Consider the following 16,501-nt stretch of genomic DNA (forward strand, 5'->3'; position numbering starts at 1 on the left):
TTTGGAATCAGGGACAAACCCCCGGTCTCGAATGAAATTCCGTGGGCCATCTTAGCACTCCCGCAATCCGAGTGCTAATTCCTTAGAGCAAGCGTGGGCATCGGAGTTCCCACTTTTTCTATCGAGCCAGTCGAGTCGATAGTCTAATCTGCGACAGAGGGAGCGAGGCGAAGTTCCGTAAGCCGTTGTTTCTGATGGTAATCAGTAGACGATTTCAATTTTTGTCGTTTTGGAAGGAAGCCATTTCGCTTTGTGATGCCGATTCGAAAAGTCCTTTACCATACCATTCAGTTCGCTCGAGCCGGCCGAAGCGGCAGGCTCCATTCAACCCACAAAGTTGGAGTGTCAGATGAACAATAAGAAGAATCGCCGGCCCCGCAGCCGGCTTGCGCTGCACGCGATGCTGGCGGCGTCCCTTCTGGGCGGATCGGGTGCGGCATGTGCGGATCGATGGGGGATTCAGGCGGGCGGCGGCTTTTCGGATCGCCGCGGGGTCGACAAGGCCGATCTCGGCGTGGTGTGGGATCCGGGCTGGAACTGGTGGGAAATCGGCGGCTGGCACTTCGCGTTCGTCGTGGAAGGGCATGCCGGCTACTGGCATACGGGCGGCAACGTCCACAGCAGCATCGGTGAATTCGGCGTGACGCCGATGTTCCGTTTCATCAAGAGCGCCGGGGCGATCCGCCCGTTCATCGAGGCCGGCGGCGGCGTCCGGCTGCTGACGCACCCGACGATCTCGGATAGTTTCTCGATGGGGACCGCGTTCCAGTTCGCGCCGACCGCGGGGGTGGGCGTGCAGTTCGGCCAACGGCAACAGTATCAGGTCGGCTACCGTTTTGAACATGTGTCTAACGCGGGTATCAAAGAGCCGAATCCTGGTATAAATTTCCACCAGTTCTACTTGCAGTACAACTTCTGATCCGCACGCCCGCGCACGGCGTGCGCGTTGCCGAGGAGTCAGGCGATGGCGAAGGTGGTCGATGCGGTCCGCGCGCTCGAGCGCGACCGGTTCCGGGCGATGGTGGACGGGGACGGCGAAGCGCTCGACACGCTTTTGTCGGACAAGGTGTTCTTCGTGCACACCAACGGCAAACGCGAAACCAAGCAGCAGTTCATCGACGCCATCGTCGCCGGCCGCCGCCGCTATCGCCAGATCGAAATCCAGTCGCAGGACGTGCTGCCCGTCGGCGATGCGACCTGCGTCGTCACCGGGCGTGCGTTGATCGAGATGGAAACGAACAACGGCGGCCTGGTCTTCCCGATTGCGTATACCTCCGTCCATACCCACGAACAGGGCCGCTGGTGCCTGTTCGCGTGGCAGGCGACGCGGTGCGCGACCGAGACATGAGCGCGTGTGGCGCTCCTTTTCATGTCCCGACCGAAGCGGCCTTCTGGGCCGCTTTTTGCTGCCTCGTGCGGCGCGGATCGCGCGGCGCACGGGCGGTCACGCCCCGCTCGCTGACGTTTGAACCCTGAAACGGAACCCGGCGGTCAGGCCGCCGCGCGGCGATCCGCGCAGTGCCAGGCCGAGCGGTTGATCGCACTGACGACCGCATCGAGCGCGGCGCTTGCCGCATCGGCGTGCAGGCCGACACCGTGCCGCAGCGGCGCATCGCCGACCCGGCAGCCGACCGATACCGCGATCCGCCCGTCCGTCGTGCGCGCGTGTTCGCACGTCGCGACGTCGATCGCGGCGTCGGCGGCCGCCGCGAAGGCTGCGGCCATACGTCGCACGGCATCGTCGGGCGTCGTGTCCGCCGCCGCCGCCGGCGCAGCGATCTCGCGGTTCCGCCAGCGCGCGCCGCTGCCGTGACGCGCAGCCGGCCCGTCGGTGTCGAAGAATTCGCTCGCGAACAGCGCGCAGATCGCGTCGCCCGTCACTTCCTCGCCGGACGCGTCGGCGAGCGTCTGCACCGCATGGCTGAATTCGATCTGCACGCGGCGCGTCGGCGTGAAGCCCATCCCGCGTTCGAGCAGGAACGTCGCGCCGCCCTTGCCGGACTGGCTGTTCACGCGGATCACCGCGTCATAGCTGCGGCCGAGGTCGGCCGGGTCGATCGGCAAGTACGGCACTTCCCAGGCCGCGTCGGGGCGCTGCTGCGCGAAGCCCTTGCGGATCGCGTCCTGGTGCGAGCCCGAGAATGCGGTGAACACGAGGTCGCCCGCGTACGGATGGCGCGGATGCACGGGAATCTGGTTGCAGCGTTCGACGACGCGGCGCACGGCGTCGATGTCGGAGAAATCGAGGCCCGGATCGATGCCTTGCGTGTAGAGATTCAGCGCGAGCGTGACGAGATCGACGTTGCCGGTGCGCTCGCCGTTGCCGAACAGGCAGCCCTCGATGCGGTCGGCGCCGGCGAGCAGCGCGAGTTCGGCCGCCGCGACCGCGGTGCCGCGGTCGTTGTGCGGATGCACGGACAGCACGATGCTGTCGCGATACGCGAGGTTGCGGTCCATCCACTCGATCTGGTCGGCGAACACGTTCGGGCTCGCGGCTTCGACGGTGGCCGGCAGGTTGACGATCATCTTGTGATCGCGGGTCGGGCGCCAGGTTTGCGCGACTGCGTCGCAGATCTCGCGCGCGAACGTCAGCTCGGTCATGCTGAAGGTTTCCGGCGAGTACTGGAAGGTCCACTGCGTGTCGGGGCGCGCGGCGGCGTGTTCCTTGATGATGCGCGTGCCGTCGATCGCGAGCGCTTTCACGTCGGCCTTCGACATCCCGAACACGATGCGGCGGAACGACGGGCAGACCGCGTTGTACAGGTGCACGATCGCGCGCGGCACGCCCTCGAGCGCGTCGAACGTGCGGGCGATCAGGTCTTCGCGCGCCTGCACGAGCACTTCGATCGTCACGTCGTCGGGAATCCGCTTGTCGTCGATCAGCTTGCGGACGAAATCGAAGTCGGTTTGCGAAGCCGACGGAAAACCGACTTCGATCTCCTTGAACCCGATCGCAACCAGCATCTCGAAGAATTCGAGCTTCTGCTCGATGCTCATCGGCTCGATCAGCGACTGGTTGCCGTCGCGCAGGTCGGTGCTCATCCAGACGGGCGCGCGCTCGATGGTGCGCGACGGCCATTTGCGGCCATTGAGGCGGACGGGCTCGAACGGGCGGTACTTGTCTTGCGGATTGCGCTGCATCTTCTGGACCTCGGGTCTCAAGTCGCGAGCGAAGACGGGCGGCATGGGCGACGGTTGGCGCTGCCTCGCTCCGCGGCACGTAAGCGCGCTGCGGATGCGGATGATCTTCGCGAATCGGCCGACGGATAGACGGACGAATGCTGACGACTTCGGGTTGTAAAAACTGCGAGAGGGGTACTGCGAGGAACTGCTGGGAGGGACCGTGCGGACAGCACACGGCGCTACGAAAGCCTTAGGCTAGTCGTAGCGATAGCGGCCGCGCTAGGCGGCCGGACGTAATTCGGAGGGTGTTCGGAAAGGAACGCATGACGGCAACTCTATGCCAGGATGCGCTCGCGTGTCAAATGCCCTGCAAGCGGGGCCGGTTCGCGAGCGTGCCGTCAGCGCGCGATGCGGGCGATCTGCACGATCGTCGCGACCTGCCGGGCGACCGTGTCGGGCACCGGTACTTCGCCGCGCAATACGGCGTCGGTCCACGCGGCCGTCGTGGCCGCATCGCGCGATTCGGGCAGCGCGACGGGGGACGCATCGGTCGACGAGCGCTCGGCCTCGATCAGCGTGTCGCACACGCCTTCGTGCAGCCAGTCGACCTGCACCTGGCGTCGCGTATCGGCAACGGCTTCGCCCTCGGTGCCGCGAGCCAGCAGCGCGCCGCCGAGCGCAGCGTCCGGATGGTCGCGGAACAATTGAGCCAGGCTGTCGCGGTACGGCGGGTGCGTGTAGTTGACGAGCCGCAGGCCGGCCGGCGCGAACGGCTGCAGGATCTTCACGAGCGTGTGCGTCGAGTTGCGCACGCCGAGCACGCTGCGCATCGACAGCAGATGCGCGATACGCGGCGCCAATACTTCGATCGACGCGAACGCGACGCGGCGCTCGGCAAGCGTGTCCTCGATCGCATCGTGCGACGTCGATGGCGCGAGCGACAGCGCCGAGAAAATCTCGGCGCTCGTCACACGGCCTGGATCCTGCTCGACGCCATGCACGAGCACCGGCACGCCTTCGCGCGCGAGCAGCAGCGCGAGCAGCGGCACGAGGTTCGGCTGCTTGCGCGCGCCGTTGTAGCTCGGGATCGACACGGGGCGGAACGCGGCGTCCTGCACGTGCACCGGCGCGAACGACGCCTGCGCGGCGGCGAGCATCGCAGCCAGCTCGTCGGCGGATTCGCCCTTCAGCCGATAGGCGATCAGGATCGCGCCGAGTTCGACGTCCGACACGCGCGCGTCGAGCATCGCGCGATAAAGCTCGAACGTGTCCTCGGCGGACAGTGCGCGTGCGCCGTGCGGGCCGCGGCCGATTTCCTTGATGAAGCGGGCGCACGGGAACGGAACGGCAGCGGGATCGTGGGAAGCGGTCATCGGGGCGTGGGGCGGGCGGCCGGCATCGGGCCGCGCTGTGAACGGTGAGGAATGCCCCGAGTATCGCACGGGTGAGGCTGTCGCCAAGCGAGGCCGCGCAGCGCGGCGCGCTACACTCTGGTTCCCGGCGGTGCGCGCGCCGGCTGCGCCGCGCCCGTGCCGTTGCCGGCCGAATACGACTACGAGAGACATCCCATGAAGCTCTACAGCTATTTCCGCAGTTCCGCGTCGTACCGCGTGCGGATCGCCCTGAACCTGAAGCAGCTGCCGTTCGACTATGTGCCCGTGCACATGCTGCGCGACGGCGGCGAGCAACTGAAGGACGCGTACCGCGCGCTGAATCCGGACGCGGTCGTGCCGACGCTGACCGACGGCGACGCGACGCTGCAGCAGTCGCTCGCGATCATCGAATATCTCGAGGAAACCCATCCGGAACCGGCGCTGCTGCCGAAGCAGCCGGTCGATCGCGCGTATGTGCGTGCGGTCGCGCTGCAGATCGCGTGCGAAATCCATCCGCTCAACAACCTGCGCGTGCTGAAGTACCTGAAGCACACGCTGCAGGTGCCCGAGGAGGCGAAGAACGCGTGGTACCGGCACTGGATCGAGGCGGGCTTCGAATCGCTCGAGACGCGTCTCGCGAGCGATCCGCGCACCGGCAAGCTGTGCTTCGGCGACACACCGACGCTCGCCGACGTGTGCCTCGTGCCGCAGGTGTTCAATGCGAACCGCTTCTCGATCGACACGACGCGCTATCCGACGATCCAGCGGATCGTCGACCATGCGGCGGCGATCGATGCGTTCAAGGCCGCCGAGCCAGGCGTGCAGCCTGACGCCGAGTGAGCGAAGCGCGCCCCGCGGCGCGCATGAAAAAGGGCGCCCGAAGGCGCCCTGTGCGAGGCGGGCCGGCGGTGTTCAGCCGAGCAGCGCGTCCGCGAATTCGACCGCGCTGAACGGCTGCAGATCCTCGACCTTCTCGCCGACGCCGATGAAGTAGACGGGTACCGGGCGCTGCCGCGCGATCGCGGCGAGAATCCCGCCCTTCGCGGTGCCGTCGAGCTTCGTGACGATCAGGCCGGTGAGCCCGAGCGCGTCGTCGAATGCCTTGACCTGCGTGAGCGCGTTCTGGCCGGTGTTCGCGTCGATCACCAGCAGCACTTCGTGCGGCGCGCCGTCGTGCGCCTTCGAGATCACGCGCTTTACCTTCTTCAGCTCTTCCATCAGGTGGAGCTGCGTCGGCAGGCGGCCGGCAGTATCGGCCATCATCACGTCGATCTTGCGCGCGCGCGCGGCGCTGACCGCGTCGAAGATCACTGCGGCCGGATCGCCGCTTTCCTGCTGCACGACCGTCACGTTGTTGCGCTCGCCCCAGACCGCCAGCTGTTCGCGCGCGGCCGCGCGGAACGTGTCGCCCGCGGCCAGCAGCACCGACTGGTCGAAGCTCTGCAGATGCTTCGCGAGCTTGCCGATGCTGGTCGTCTTGCCCGCACCGTTCACGCCGGTGATCATCATCACGAGCGGCTGCGCGCGGCCGAGCATCAGCGATTTCTCGAGCGGCGAGAGCAGCTCGACGAGCAGGTCGTGCAGCGCGGCCTTTACCTGCTGCGGGTCGGTCAGGCGGCCCGCGCGCACCTTTTCGCGCAGCGCGCCGAGCAGGTACTCGGTCGCGTCGACGCCCGCGTCGGACATCAGCAGCGCGGTTTCGAGCTCCTCGTACAGATCCTCGTCGATCTTCGTGTTGACGAACACGCCGGTGATGCTCGAGCCCGTCTTGGCGAGCCCCGTTTTCAGGCGCGCGAGCCACGATTTCTTCGCGGTGGCGTCCTGCAGCGGCGGCGGAACGATTTCGACCGTCTCGACGACTTCGTCGCGGCCGTCGTTGGTCGGCGTGACCGTCATCACGACGGCCGGCGCGGCCGGTTGCGCGGGCGCTCGCGGCACTTCGGCCACAGGCGGAGCCTCGACCGCGGGCGCATCGGACGGTTCGTCCGTTGGCTGCGCGTCGGCCGATTGCGATTCCGCCGGATCGGGCTCCTGCGTTTTCTTGAATCGTTTGAAGAAGCTGAACATGGTCTGACGTCGGGAAGAGGACGGGCCGCCGCCAGGGGCGGGCACCGGACGGGCCGTTCTGCGTTCGCGCGGGCGCGGCGCACGGCGGCCGAAACCGTGCATTTTATCAGTGCGGCGGGGCGCTCGCGTCAGTGTGCGGCGCCGCTGTGGTAACGTGCGCCTGTTTAGCGGTGCGCCCTCTTGCGCGCCCGGTCCCTCCGTCGTCGATATTCCGTATGTCCCGTTCCTCTCCCGGCCGCCCGGCGGCCCCTTCCAGCCGCGGCAAGCCGCACACGATCCGCATCATCGGCGGTGACTGGAAACGCACGCCGCTCGCCGTGCTCGATCTCGACGGCCTGCGGCCGACGCCCGATCGCGTGCGCGAGACGCTGTTCAACTGGCTCGGCCAGGATCTCGAAGGCTGGCGTTGCCTCGACCTGTTCGCGGGCACCGGCGCGCTCGGTTTCGAGGCCGCGTCGCGCGGCGCGGCGAGCGTCGTGATGGTCGAGCGCCATCCGCGTGCCGCGCAACAGCTGCGGGCGATCAAGGACAAGCTCGGCGCGCGAGCGGTCGAGGTCGCGGAGGCGGACGCGTTGCGGCTCGCGGCCGGGCTCACGCCGGGCGCGTTCGACGTCGTGTTCCTCGATCCGCCGTTCGGCGATCTGGCCGTGCTCGAGCGCGCGATCGCGCTGGCGGCATCGCTCGTCGCGGCGGGCGGCGCGCTGTACGTCGAAGCAGGGGCGGAACTCGATCCGGCCGCGCACGACGCGCTCGCGGGCTGGCAGGTCGTGAAGCACGGCAAGGCCGGTGCGGTTCACTATCATTTGCTGCGGCGCGAAAATGATGAATAATGCGCGTTCCATACGAGGCGGCGCGCCGCAAAGGCGACGCATGCCCATCTCGGCAGCGGCGTGCGCATCGCACGGCTGCCATCCCGTTTGCGTGATGACAGGAGGAGCGACATGGTAGTCGCCGTGTATCCCGGTACGTTCGATCCGCTGACGCGCGGGCACGAAGACCTCGTGCGGCGTGCGTCGAGCATTTTTGATACGCTGGTGGTTGGCGTCGCCGACAGCCGCGCGAAAAAGCCGTTCTTCTCGCTGGAAGAACGTCTGACGATTGCGAACGAGGTGCTCGGCCATTATCCGAACGTGAAGGTGATGAGTTTCACCGGCCTCCTGAAGGATTTCGTCCGCACCAACAATGCGCGCGTGATCGTGCGCGGCCTGCGCGCCGTGTCCGATTTCGAATATGAGTTCCAGATGGCGGGGATGAACCGCTACCTGTTGCCCGACGTCGAGACGATGTTCATGACGCCGTCCGATCAGTACCAGTTCATCTCGGGGACGATCGTGCGCGAAATCGCGCAGTTGGGCGGCGATGTCAGCAAGTTCGTGTTCCCGTCCGTCGAGAAGTGGCTGACCGAGAAAGTCGCTGCGATGGGAGGCCCTGCCGCGTAATGCGGCGCCGGCCGGTTTCGTTGCGAAGCCGGCCGCCGGCCTGAAGAAGTGAGATCAGTATGGCTTTGATGATTACCGACGAGTGCATCAATTGCGACGTGTGCGAGCCCGAGTGCCCGAACGGCGCGATTTCGATGGGCACGGACATCTACGTGATCGACCCGAACAAGTGCACCGAGTGCGTCGGCCATTTCGACGAACCGCAGTGCCAGCAGGTGTGTCCGGTCGAATGCATTCCGCGCGATCCGCAGCATGACGAATCGCACGCGCAATTGATGGAGAAGTATCACGCGTTGACCGCCGCGAAGGGCGACGACGCGTCGTGACCCCGCGGTGACGCGCGCGCTCGAGCCCTTCGGCACGCACGTCACGCAACCGGATCGGCGCCGCCTGGCGCCGGTTCTCTCGTTTCAGTCCAGCAGCTCGCACAACGCCGCGACGAGTGCATCGCATTCGGCGTCGGTGCCGACGGTGATGCGCAGGTGCTGGTCGATCCGCGGCAGCCGGAAGTGCCGCACGAAAATTTCCCGTTCCTTCAGTTTCGCCGCAATCGCACCCGCGTCGTGCGCGGGATGGCGCGCGAACACGAAATTCGCGGCCGACGGCACGACGTCGAAACCGAGCGCGTCGAGCGCGTGCGTGAGCCGCGTCCGGCTGTCGATCACGCGCCGGCAGGTTGCGCTGAAATAATCGGTGTCTTCGTATGCTGCCTGCGCGGCGACTTGCGCGAGCCGGTCGAGCGGGTACGAGTTGAAGCTGTCCTTCACGCGGTTCAGCGCGTCGATCAGTGCGGCATCGCCGAACGCGAAACCGACGCGCATGCCCGCGAGCGAGCGCGCCTTCGACGTCGTGTGCACGACGAGCAGGTTCGGATGGCGGTCGATCAACGTAATCGCGGACTGCGCGCCGAAGTCGACATATGCCTCGTCGATCACGACGACCGACGATGGATTCGCGGCCGCAATCCGTTCGACGTCCGCGAGCGGCAGCGCGCGCCCGGTCGGCGCGTTCGGATTCGGAAACAGCACGCCGCCGGCATCGTCGAGATAGTCGTCGACGCGGATCGAGAAATCGTCCGCGAGCGGCACGATCGACGTCTGCACGCCGTACAGGCGCGCATAGGTCGGATAGAAGCTGTACGTGATGTCGGGGAAGCGCAGCGGCCGGTCGTGCTTGAGCAGCGCCTGGAACGTGTGCGCGAGCACCTCGTCGGAGCCGTTGCCGACGAACACCTGGTCGGGCTTGATGCGGTGATGCGCCGCGACCGACTCGCGCAGCGCGCGCGCAACGGGGTCGGGATAGCGGCGCAGCGTGTCGCCGGTCTCGCCGAGTTCGCGCGCGATCGCCGCGACGACGCGCGGCGACGGCGGATAGGGATTCTCGTTGGTGTTCAGCTTGACGGGGTGTGCGAGCGCGGGCTGCTCGCCCGGCACGTAAGGCACGAGTTGCTGAACGACGTCGCTCCAGTAACGGCTCACCGCTTGGCTCCTGTCGGGCAAAGCGACCAGATTACCGCATGTGCGCGCAGGGTGGGGGCGGGCGGAGCCGCCCGGTGACGCCGGACGGCTCGATGCACCGGAGCGGTGCGATGCGGTCAGTTGCGATGCAGCTGCATCGTCGCGCGGTCGAGTTCGCCCTTGACGACCATCGGCATCACCGCGAGCGCGCGTTCGATCGACGCGTCGATCACGTCCTGTTCTTCGCGGCGCGGCGGCTTCAGCACGAAGTTCGCGACGTCGGGCTTCGCGCCCGCGCGCGCGCTTTCGGGAATCAGGTCGCGCGGATGGCCGATGCCGATCCGCAGCCGCCAGTACTGCTGCGACGACAGGTGCGCGGTGATGTCCTTCAGGCCGTTGTGGCCGCCGCTGCCGCCGCCGAGCTTCAGTTTCACGGTGCCGGGCGGCAGGTCGAGCTCGTCGTGCGCGACGAGGATCTGGTCGGGCAGGATCTTGAAGAATTGCGCGAGCGCGACGACCGACTGGCCGGAGCGGTTCATGTAGGTTTGCGGCTCGAGCAGGTGGACTTCCTCGCCGTGCAGGCGCGCTTTCGCGTAGAAGCCGTGGAAGCGGCGTTCGTCGCGCAGCGTCGTGCCTGCTTCGCGGGCGAGCTGGTCGATCAGCCAGAAGCCGGCGTTGTGGCGCGTCGCGGTGTATTCCGCCCCGGGATTGCCGAGGCCGACGATCAGTTTGATCATGACGTTTCGAAGGCGGCAACGGCCGCCTGGGCGCAGAAAAAGAAAAACCCGCCGGGCAAGCCGCGGCGGGTTGCGTCGACCGTTTCGTGAAACGGGTCGATGGGGCGCGTAAGCAGCCCGCTTAGGCAGCCGGCTTTTCGCCTTCTGCTGCGTCCGACACGGCACCAGCCGGGACCGTCGCCGATGCGACAACCGGGTTTTCCGCGTCGACGTGCGCGACCAGCGCGACGCCCTTCGGCAGCGTGATGTCCTTCGCGTGCAGCGATTGACCCGCTTCGATCTTCGACAGGTCGACTTCGAGGAACTCCGGCAGGTCAGCCGGCAGGCACTCGATTTCGATTTCCGTCGCGACGTGCGAAACGATCGCGCTCGACAGCTTCACGGCCGGGCTGATTTCCGCGTTCAGGAAGTGCAGCGGAGCCTTCGTGTGCAGCTTCTTCTTCGCGTCAACGCGTTGGAAGTCCACGTGCAGCACCAGTTGCTTGAACGGGTGGTATTGCACGTCGCGCAGCAGAACCTGTTGCGACTGGCCAGCCACGTCGAGATCGAGGATCGACGAGTGGAATGCTTCCTTCTTCAGGGCGTGCCACAGGGCGTTGTGATCGAGTTCGATCTTTTGCGGGGCTGCTTCGCCACCGTAAACGATACCCGTGGTCTTACCAGCGTTGCGCAGGCGGCGGCTCGCACCCGTACCTTGCTCTTGGCGCTCGAAAGCGACGACTTTCATGTAATTCTCCAATGGCTGCCCGCGACCAGGCAGTAAAACGGGGCCGTCAAACGGCGGCCCCCGATGAAACGGCCGGGGTTTCGTCTATCCCGTCCGATTGTGCAAAAAGCGAAGCGTTGCCGCTTCGCTTTCTGCGCATGCTTTGTTTAGTCGACTCGCGATCAGGATTCCGCGAACAGCGACATCACCGAATCGCCGCGGCGGATCCGCGAGAACGTTTCGGCCAGCAGGCTCGCGCTCGTCAGTGCACGGATCTTCGAGCAGCCCAGCGATTCGGCGGACAGCGGGATCGTGTCGGTGACGACCAGTTCGTCGAGTGCCGACGCGGCGATGCGATCGGCTGCGCCACCCGACAGCACCGGGTGCGTCGCGTAGGCGAATACCTGCTTCGCGCCGCGTTCCTTCAGCACTTGCGCGGCCTTGCAGAGCGTGCCTGCCGTATCGACCATGTCGTCCATGATCACGCAGGTGCGGCCTTCGACTTCACCGATGATGTTCATCACTTCGGAGACGTTCGCCTTCGGGCGACGCTTGTCGATGATCGCGAGATCGCAGTTGAGCTGCTTCGCCAGTGCCCGGGCACGCACCACGCCGCCGACGTCCGGCGACACGACGAGCAGATCCGAGTAGTTCTGCTTGCGCAGGTCACCCAGCAGGATCGGCGTTGCGTAGATGTTGTCGACCGGGATGTCGAAGAAGCCCTGAATCTGGTCGGCGTGCAGATCCATCGTGATGATCCGCTCGACGCCGGCGATTTCCAGCATGTTCGCGATGACCTTCGCCGAGATCGCGACGCGCGCCGAACGCGGGCGGCGATCCTGACGGGCGTAGCCGAAGTAGGGGATGGCTGCAGTGATCCGGCCGGCGGATGCGCGCTTGAGCGCATCGACCATGATCATCAGTTCCATCAGGTTGTCGTTCGTCGGTGCGCACGTGGATTGCAGGACGAAGACGTCCTTGCCGCGCACGTTTTCCTGGATCTCGACCTGGATCTCGCCGTCGGAGAAACGGCTGACCATTGCTTTGCCGAGGGGGATTCCAAGGATATTGACGACTTCCTGGGCGAGCGCGGGATTCGCGTTGCCAGTAAAGACCATCAGGCCATCATGGCTGTGGCTGCTCATCGTGCACCTGCTTCAGGCTTGGGCGGGAAATGCGGGAAAAATTTTTGGCAGGGGAGGAAGGACTCGAACCCTCGCATGCCGGAATCAAAATCCGGTGCCTTGACCAACTTGGCGACTCCCCTACACTTAACTGATAACTTCACCGGACTTGTGTAGGCCATCCGGCAAAGTAAAACTTCATGACGCGAAAGCGAAGAGCGGATGCTCGTTCAGACTCTCGGCAACTGCACCATTCCAACCGGTGGGCAGCTTGGCTTGCGCCGCTTCTGCCTCATGTTTGCTGCGAAACGCTGCAAACACGCTTGCTCCGGAGCCGGTCATCCTCGCGGGGGTCACATCATACAACCATTTGACCACCTGCGCAACTTCCGCGTACTTACTTGTCACAACTTGCTGCATATCGTTCCGACCGAAACTATCTGGCCATCCCGCGTCGCTGTTTTGCTGTGCAAGAAAGTCCGTAATTGTGACGCGCTTCGAATCTCTTGTCAACAACTTATCTGAAAATATTTCAGCGGTTGGGACGTGAACGCGAGGCGTTACAACCAAGAACCAGCGAGTCGGCAATTGTACCTCAGCTAATTCTTCTCCGATACCCTCTGCGAACGCATTTTTTCCAAAAATAAAAAACGGGACGTCTGCGCCGAGTTTTACCGCGAGCGACTGGAGCTCGGCACGCGGCAGGTCGAGTTGCCACAGGCGGTTCAGCGCGAGCAGCGTCGTCGCCGCGTCGGAGCTGCCGCCGCCGAGGCCGGCTCCCATCGGCAGGCACTTGTCGATCTCGATGTCGACACCGAGCGCGGTGCCCGTATGCGCTTTCAGCAGGTTGGCCGCGCGCACGACGAGGTCGCTTTCCTCGGGCACGCCAGGCACGTCGGTGACGCGCGCGACGCGACCGTCGTCGCGCAGCGTGAAGTGCAGCGTGTCACCCCAGTTCAGCAGCTGGAACACGCTCTGCAGATCGTGATAGCCGTTCGGACGGCGGCCGGTGATGTGCAGGAACAGGTTGAGTTTCGCGGGCGCAAGGCAGTTGCGCAGCGAGCGGGTCGAATCGGTCATGCGTATGTCTGGGCTAGGCGGGTGCTCACTGATCGAGCACGAGCTTGATGTCGAGCGGCGGTGTCGCGCGCACGAGGTTGACGCGTTTGACGCCCGTGGCCGGGGCATCCGCGTAGGCGAGGTAGTCGATCGTCCAGCCGTCCTGGCGGATCTGCTTGACGCGCGTGCCGTCGGCCGGATCGCGCACCGTCTCCGCGGGCGTCGCGGGCGCGGCGGTCGGCAGCAGCCAGTAGCGCAGGCCCGCGAGCGGCAGTTCGAAGCCGAGCGTTTTCTGCATCAGGTCGCCGACGTCCGGCGCATATTGCGTCGGACGGTTCGGCAATTCGAGCGACGCCGCTTGCGGCGTCGACTTCACGACCGCGAGCGTCTGGCCGAGCGGGCTGCGCAGCTCGAGCGACACGTCGTCGCCGTGCTCCTGCCAGTCGAAGTTGCCGTACACGTTCTGCTGCTTGCCGAGACGGTCGTCGTACTGCACCGCGAAGCGGCCATGGTAAGCGTGCGTGGCGGCAGTCTGCAGCGCGGCGCCGGTCGGTGCGTTTGCCGACGGCGGCGTGCTCGCGCAGCCGGCGAGCGCGAGCGCCGCGCCGGCTGCGGCCAGCGTGCGCTGCGCGCGGGAGGACAGGGAAAACGTCGGGAACATCTGCATCAGAGACCGTTGATCTGGAGGCGCTTCAGCGTCTGCACGAGCGTGTCGTTGTCCGGCTCGAGCTTCTGCGCGGCGCGCCACGCGGTACGCGCGTCGTCCTGCGCGCCGCTCTTCCACAGCACTTCGCCGAGATGCGCACCGATTTCGGCGTTCGGCTGCAGTTCGTACGCGCGCTGCAGCACCTTCGCCGCGCCGGCCGTATCGCCCATCCGGTACTTCACCCAGCCGAGGCTGTCCATGATGTACGCGTCGTTCGGTGCGAGCGTCATCGCCTTGTCGATCAGCTTGCTGGCTTCGGGCAGCCGCTGGTTGCGGTCGGCGAGCGAATAGCCGAGCGCGTTGTACGCCTGCGGATTGTCGGGCTGCGTGCGGATCAGCTCGCGCAGCTGCTTTTCCATCGTCGTGTAGTGGCCGGTCTTTTCGGCCGCCATCGCGTAGTCGTAGCGCAGGTCGGGATCGTCGGGGAAGTCCTGGACCGCCTGCCCGAGCCGGGCCTCGGCTTCCGGGTAGCGCTTCGCGGTGAACAGGATCGACGCGTCGGTGCGTGCAACCACGGCCGCATCGCGCGGATCCGTGATCGGCAGGTCGTCGAGCACCTTGCGTGCCTCGTCGGTCTTGCCTTGTTTCTGCAGCAGTTGCGCGCGCGTGATCTGCGCGGGGAGGTAGTGCTGGCTCGTCTGGTCGACCTTGTCGAGCCATTGCGACGCCTGCGCGTCGTTATCCTGGTCGATCGCGATCTGCGCGAGGTAGATGTAGCCCTGGCCGACGTCGAGGTTCGGCTGCTTGTCGCCGAGCTGTACGTATTGCTTCAGGTAGACGGTCGCTTCGTCGAGCTTCTTCTGCTGGATCTTGATCAGCGCGAGCGCCATCAGCGGCGTCGGATCCTTCGAGTCGAGCTTGCGCATCGTCTCGAACTGCTTCTGCGCGTCGTCGAGGCGATCGTCGGCGAGATAGAGCTGCGACAGCGCGAGCCGCGCATCGCGCGATTTCGGATTCTGCTGAACATACTTCTCGAACGACGCGATGCCCGCCGCACGTTCCGCGGGCCCCATCTGCGACAGCATCAGGGCGGCCGGCAGGTAGTCGGGGCGGATCTGCAGCGCCTGCTTCAGCGACTGCGCGGCGCCGTCCTTGTCGTCGACGGCAAGCTGCTGGCGCGCGATCGCGAGCTGGGCCTCGGGCCGGTTCAGGTCGTTCTTCAGCATGTCCTTCAGCACTGCGAGGCCGCCGACGCGGTCGGGGCCGCGCACGAGCAGCGCCTGCAGCGCGAGGATCGCCGGGCCGCGCGTCTCGCCGGTCGCCCGGGCCAGTTCGCGCGCGAGCATCGGCTGCGCGTCGGCCGGCTTGCCGGCGAGCACCAGCAGTGCGGCGTCGACCTGCGATGCGCGGTTCGAATCCGGGGAGTACTGACGCCACAGGTTCGCGGCGGACAGTGCGTCGGCCGGGCTCTGCGCGCCGAGCGCGATCTCGGTCGCACGCTGCGCCATGCGCGGATCGCGCGTGTCGCGGGCGAGCGCGAGGTAGGTCTGGTAGGCCGGCGCGGGCTGGTTACGCTGGAGCGCGACCTCGGCGGCGAGCACCTGGTAGACGATCTGGCTCGTCAGCGGCACGCTGGGGAGATTCTTGCTCTCGTCCGGCATCACATGCTCGAACGCGCCCTGCGGCTCCGCGTCGTCCGATGCCGGATCCTGCGCGTGGGCCGGGAAGGCGGTAAGGGTCCAGGCGGCAAACAACGCGGCGCCGAGTGCACGGCGGACCGGGAAGGCGCGCGCGCCGCGCACGGCGGCGGGGCGCTTCTGAAGCAGCTTCGAGGGCAGGGTCATGGAAATCCGTTCGATGTTTCAACCGATTGTAACGCGCTCGCTACAATACACGCACGATCGGTAATCCAGTCTCAGACCCGCAAACAATGCCAGAGTTGCCAGAAGTCGAAGTCACGCGCCGGGGCATCGAGCCCTTTGTCGCAGGCCGCCGCGTCGAGCGTGTCGACGTCCGTACCGCGATGCTGCGCTGGCCCGTGCCGGCCGGGCTCGCCGAGCAGTTGCGCGCGCGCGAGGTGCTCGGCGTCGAGCGTCGCGGCAAGTATCTGCTGTTCGAGGTCGATGCGGGCTGGTTCATCGTCCATCTCGGCATGACGGGCACGCTGCGCGTGTTGCCCGCAGATGGCGTACCGGCTGCCGCGAAGCATGACCACATCGACTGGATCTTCGACGAATTCGTGCTGCGGTTCCGCGATCCGCGCCGCTTCGGCGCGGTGCTGTGGCACCCGCGCGACGCGGGTGACGTGCATGCGCATCCGCTCCTCGCGAGCCTTGGCGTCGAGCCGTTCTCGCCGGCGTTTACCGGCGCGCTGCTGCACGCGCGCACGCGCGGCCGCACCGTGTCGGTCAAGCAGGCGCTGCTCGCGGGCGACATGGTCGTTGGCGTCGGCAACATCTATGCGTCGGAGAGCCTGTTTCGCGCCGGCATCCGGCCGACGACGGCCGCCGGCAAGGTCTCGCTGCCGCGCTACGAGCGGCTGGCCGATGCGGTGCGCGCGACGCTCGCCGACGCGATCGAGCGCGGCGGCAGCACGTTGCGCGATTTTGTCGGCAGCAACGGCGAAAGCGGCTATTTCCAGCTCGACTGCTTCGTCTACGACCGTGCGGGCCAGCCTTGCCGCGTATGCGGCACGCCGATCCGCCAGATCGTGCAGGGCCAGCGGTCGACCTATTTCTGCCCGACGTGCCAGCGTTGAAACCTTTTTTCG

General features: G+C 66.2%; 17 protein-coding genes and 1 tRNA gene. 7 read left to right on the top strand and 11 right to left on the bottom strand.

Annotation, left to right across the window (positions count from 1 at the left end):
* Positions 1-349: 349 nt before the first annotated feature.
* Together pagL and LGN19_RS18580 are read left to right on the top strand one after the other, a co-directional pair.
* Positions 350-919 carry a lipid A 3-O-deacylase PagL gene (gene pagL, locus LGN19_RS18575; protein ID WP_043187272.1) on the top strand — a complete coding sequence of 190 codons (570 nt, stop codon included), beginning with the start codon at positions 350-352 and terminating at the stop codon, positions 917-919.
* Positions 920-964: 45 nt separating this feature from the next.
* Positions 965-1,348, top strand: coding sequence for a nuclear transport factor 2 family protein (locus LGN19_RS18580; RefSeq protein ID WP_043187274.1), 384 nt, complete (start codon positions 965-967; stop codon positions 1,346-1,348).
* A gap of 143 nt (positions 1,349-1,491) precedes the next feature.
* Here LGN19_RS18580 and leuA read toward each other — a convergent pair whose 3' ends face one another.
* A complete protein-coding gene (gene leuA, locus LGN19_RS18585) occupies positions 1,492-3,141 on the bottom strand; it encodes a 2-isopropylmalate synthase (protein ID WP_174955675.1) in 1,650 nt (549 codons plus the stop codon).
* Positions 3,142-3,521: 380 nt separating this feature from the next.
* On the bottom strand, positions 3,522-4,496 hold the full coding sequence (gene ybiB / locus LGN19_RS18590) for a DNA-binding protein YbiB (RefSeq protein WP_226216498.1): 975 nt from the start codon (positions 4,494-4,496) through the stop codon (positions 3,522-3,524).
* A 195-nt stretch (positions 4,497-4,691) separates the two neighbouring features.
* Here ybiB and maiA point away from each other — a divergent pair, with 195 nt between their 5' ends.
* Complete coding sequence (maiA, locus tag LGN19_RS18595) at positions 4,692-5,336, top strand: maleylacetoacetate isomerase (RefSeq protein WP_226216500.1); 645 nt, start codon at positions 4,692-4,694, stop codon at positions 5,334-5,336.
* Between the two features lie 72 nt (positions 5,337-5,408).
* Here the strand turns inward: maiA and ftsY are convergent, their stop codons facing one another.
* Positions 5,409-6,563 (bottom strand): signal recognition particle-docking protein FtsY, encoded by a 1,155-nt coding sequence (ftsY, locus tag LGN19_RS18600; protein ID WP_226216502.1) that lies wholly within the window; start codon positions 6,561-6,563, stop codon positions 5,409-5,411.
* Positions 6,564-6,778: 215 nt separating this feature from the next.
* Between ftsY and rsmD the strand changes: the two genes are divergently transcribed.
* The 3 genes from rsmD (at position 6,779) to LGN19_RS18615 (ending at position 8,328) form a co-directional block, all read left to right on the top strand.
* Positions 6,779-7,393: a 16S rRNA (guanine(966)-N(2))-methyltransferase RsmD gene (gene rsmD, locus LGN19_RS18605; RefSeq protein ID WP_226216504.1), complete on the top strand. Its 615-nt coding sequence runs from the start codon at positions 6,779-6,781 to the stop codon at positions 7,391-7,393.
* 111 nt (positions 7,394-7,504) lie between these two features.
* Positions 7,505-8,002 carry a pantetheine-phosphate adenylyltransferase gene (gene coaD, locus LGN19_RS18610; protein WP_031403077.1) on the top strand — a complete coding sequence of 166 codons (498 nt, stop codon included), beginning with the start codon at positions 7,505-7,507 and terminating at the stop codon, positions 8,000-8,002.
* Between the two features lie 59 nt (positions 8,003-8,061).
* Positions 8,062-8,328, top strand: a complete 267-nt coding sequence (locus tag LGN19_RS18615) for a YfhL family 4Fe-4S dicluster ferredoxin (RefSeq protein ID WP_174916173.1) — start codon at positions 8,062-8,064, stop codon at positions 8,326-8,328.
* A gap of 84 nt (positions 8,329-8,412) precedes the next feature.
* Here LGN19_RS18615 and hisC read toward each other — a convergent pair whose 3' ends face one another.
* The 8 genes from hisC to LGN19_RS18655 all read right to left on the bottom strand — a co-directional run bounded on the left by hisC (position 8,413) and on the right by LGN19_RS18655 (position 15,575).
* Positions 8,413-9,480: a histidinol-phosphate transaminase gene (hisC, locus tag LGN19_RS18620; protein WP_226216506.1), complete on the bottom strand. Its 1,068-nt coding sequence runs from the start codon at positions 9,478-9,480 to the stop codon at positions 8,413-8,415.
* A gap of 116 nt (positions 9,481-9,596) precedes the next feature.
* A complete protein-coding gene (gene pth, locus LGN19_RS18625; RefSeq protein WP_006477776.1) occupies positions 9,597-10,196 on the bottom strand; it encodes an aminoacyl-tRNA hydrolase in 600 nt (199 codons plus the stop codon).
* Between the two features lie 121 nt (positions 10,197-10,317).
* Positions 10,318-10,923, bottom strand: coding sequence for a 50S ribosomal protein L25/general stress protein Ctc (locus LGN19_RS18630; RefSeq protein WP_226216508.1), 606 nt, complete (start codon positions 10,921-10,923; stop codon positions 10,318-10,320).
* Positions 10,924-11,084: 161 nt separating this feature from the next.
* Positions 11,085-12,047: a ribose-phosphate pyrophosphokinase gene (locus LGN19_RS18635; RefSeq protein WP_043187297.1), complete on the bottom strand. Its 963-nt coding sequence runs from the start codon at positions 12,045-12,047 to the stop codon at positions 11,085-11,087.
* 45 nt (positions 12,048-12,092) lie between these two features.
* Positions 12,093-12,169: transfer RNA gene (locus LGN19_RS18640), tRNA-Gln, on the bottom strand.
* Positions 12,170-12,224: 55 nt separating this feature from the next.
* The gene (gene ispE, locus LGN19_RS18645) at positions 12,225-13,106 is read right to left on the bottom strand and encodes a 4-(cytidine 5'-diphospho)-2-C-methyl-D-erythritol kinase (protein ID WP_226216510.1); all 882 of its coding nucleotides are present in this window, start codon (positions 13,104-13,106) and stop codon (positions 12,225-12,227) included.
* 25 nt (positions 13,107-13,131) lie between these two features.
* Positions 13,132-13,752, bottom strand: coding sequence for a lipoprotein insertase outer membrane protein LolB (gene lolB, locus LGN19_RS18650; RefSeq protein ID WP_122946302.1), 621 nt, complete (start codon positions 13,750-13,752; stop codon positions 13,132-13,134).
* Positions 13,752-15,575 (bottom strand): tetratricopeptide repeat protein, encoded by a 1,824-nt coding sequence (locus LGN19_RS18655; protein WP_122946301.1) that lies wholly within the window; start codon positions 15,573-15,575, stop codon positions 13,752-13,754. Before LGN19_RS18655 ends, lolB begins: the two co-directional genes overlap by 1 nt.
* Before the next feature lie 86 nt (positions 15,576-15,661).
* On the opposite strand from LGN19_RS18655, the gene mutM reads away from it, so the two are divergent.
* Positions 15,662-16,489, top strand: coding sequence for a bifunctional DNA-formamidopyrimidine glycosylase/DNA-(apurinic or apyrimidinic site) lyase (gene mutM, locus LGN19_RS18660; protein ID WP_122946300.1), 828 nt, complete (start codon positions 15,662-15,664; stop codon positions 16,487-16,489).
* Positions 16,490-16,501 lie beyond the last annotated feature (12 nt).

Source organism: Burkholderia sp. AU30198 (genome assembly GCF_020419825.1).
In the GTDB taxonomy this organism is placed as follows: domain Bacteria; phylum Pseudomonadota; class Gammaproteobacteria; order Burkholderiales; family Burkholderiaceae; genus Burkholderia.

Excerpts from the sequence above, each read along its gene's own strand:
- pagL (WP_043187272.1), top strand. The coding sequence starts at position 350 with ATGAACAATAAGAAGAATCGCCGGCCCCGCAGCCGGCTTGCGCTGCAC.
- LGN19_RS18580 (WP_043187274.1), top strand. The coding sequence starts at position 965 with ATGGCGAAGGTGGTCGATGCGGTCCGCGCGCTCGAGCGCGACCGGTTC.
- leuA (WP_174955675.1), bottom strand. The coding sequence starts at position 3,141 with ATGCAGCGCAATCCGCAAGACAAGTACCGCCCGTTCGAGCCCGTCCGC.
- ybiB (WP_226216498.1), bottom strand. The coding sequence starts at position 4,496 with ATGACCGCTTCCCACGATCCCGCTGCCGTTCCGTTCCCGTGCGCCCGC.
- maiA (WP_226216500.1), top strand. The coding sequence starts at position 4,692 with ATGAAGCTCTACAGCTATTTCCGCAGTTCCGCGTCGTACCGCGTGCGG.
- ftsY (WP_226216502.1), bottom strand. The coding sequence starts at position 6,563 with ATGTTCAGCTTCTTCAAACGATTCAAGAAAACGCAGGAGCCCGATCCG.
- rsmD (WP_226216504.1), top strand. The coding sequence starts at position 6,779 with ATGTCCCGTTCCTCTCCCGGCCGCCCGGCGGCCCCTTCCAGCCGCGGC.
- coaD (WP_031403077.1), top strand. The coding sequence starts at position 7,505 with ATGGTAGTCGCCGTGTATCCCGGTACGTTCGATCCGCTGACGCGCGGG.
- LGN19_RS18615 (WP_174916173.1), top strand. The coding sequence starts at position 8,062 with ATGGCTTTGATGATTACCGACGAGTGCATCAATTGCGACGTGTGCGAG.
- pth (WP_006477776.1), bottom strand. The coding sequence starts at position 10,196 with ATGATCAAACTGATCGTCGGCCTCGGCAATCCCGGGGCGGAATACACC.
- LGN19_RS18630 (WP_226216508.1), bottom strand. The coding sequence starts at position 10,923 with ATGAAAGTCGTCGCTTTCGAGCGCCAAGAGCAAGGTACGGGTGCGAGC.
- LGN19_RS18635 (WP_043187297.1), bottom strand. The coding sequence starts at position 12,047 with ATGAGCAGCCACAGCCATGATGGCCTGATGGTCTTTACTGGCAACGCG.
- ispE (WP_226216510.1), bottom strand. The coding sequence starts at position 13,106 with ATGACCGATTCGACCCGCTCGCTGCGCAACTGCCTTGCGCCCGCGAAA.
- lolB (WP_122946302.1), bottom strand. The coding sequence starts at position 13,752 with ATGCAGATGTTCCCGACGTTTTCCCTGTCCTCCCGCGCGCAGCGCACG.
- LGN19_RS18655 (WP_122946301.1), bottom strand. The coding sequence starts at position 15,575 with ATGACCCTGCCCTCGAAGCTGCTTCAGAAGCGCCCCGCCGCCGTGCGC.
- mutM (WP_122946300.1), top strand. The coding sequence starts at position 15,662 with ATGCCAGAGTTGCCAGAAGTCGAAGTCACGCGCCGGGGCATCGAGCCC.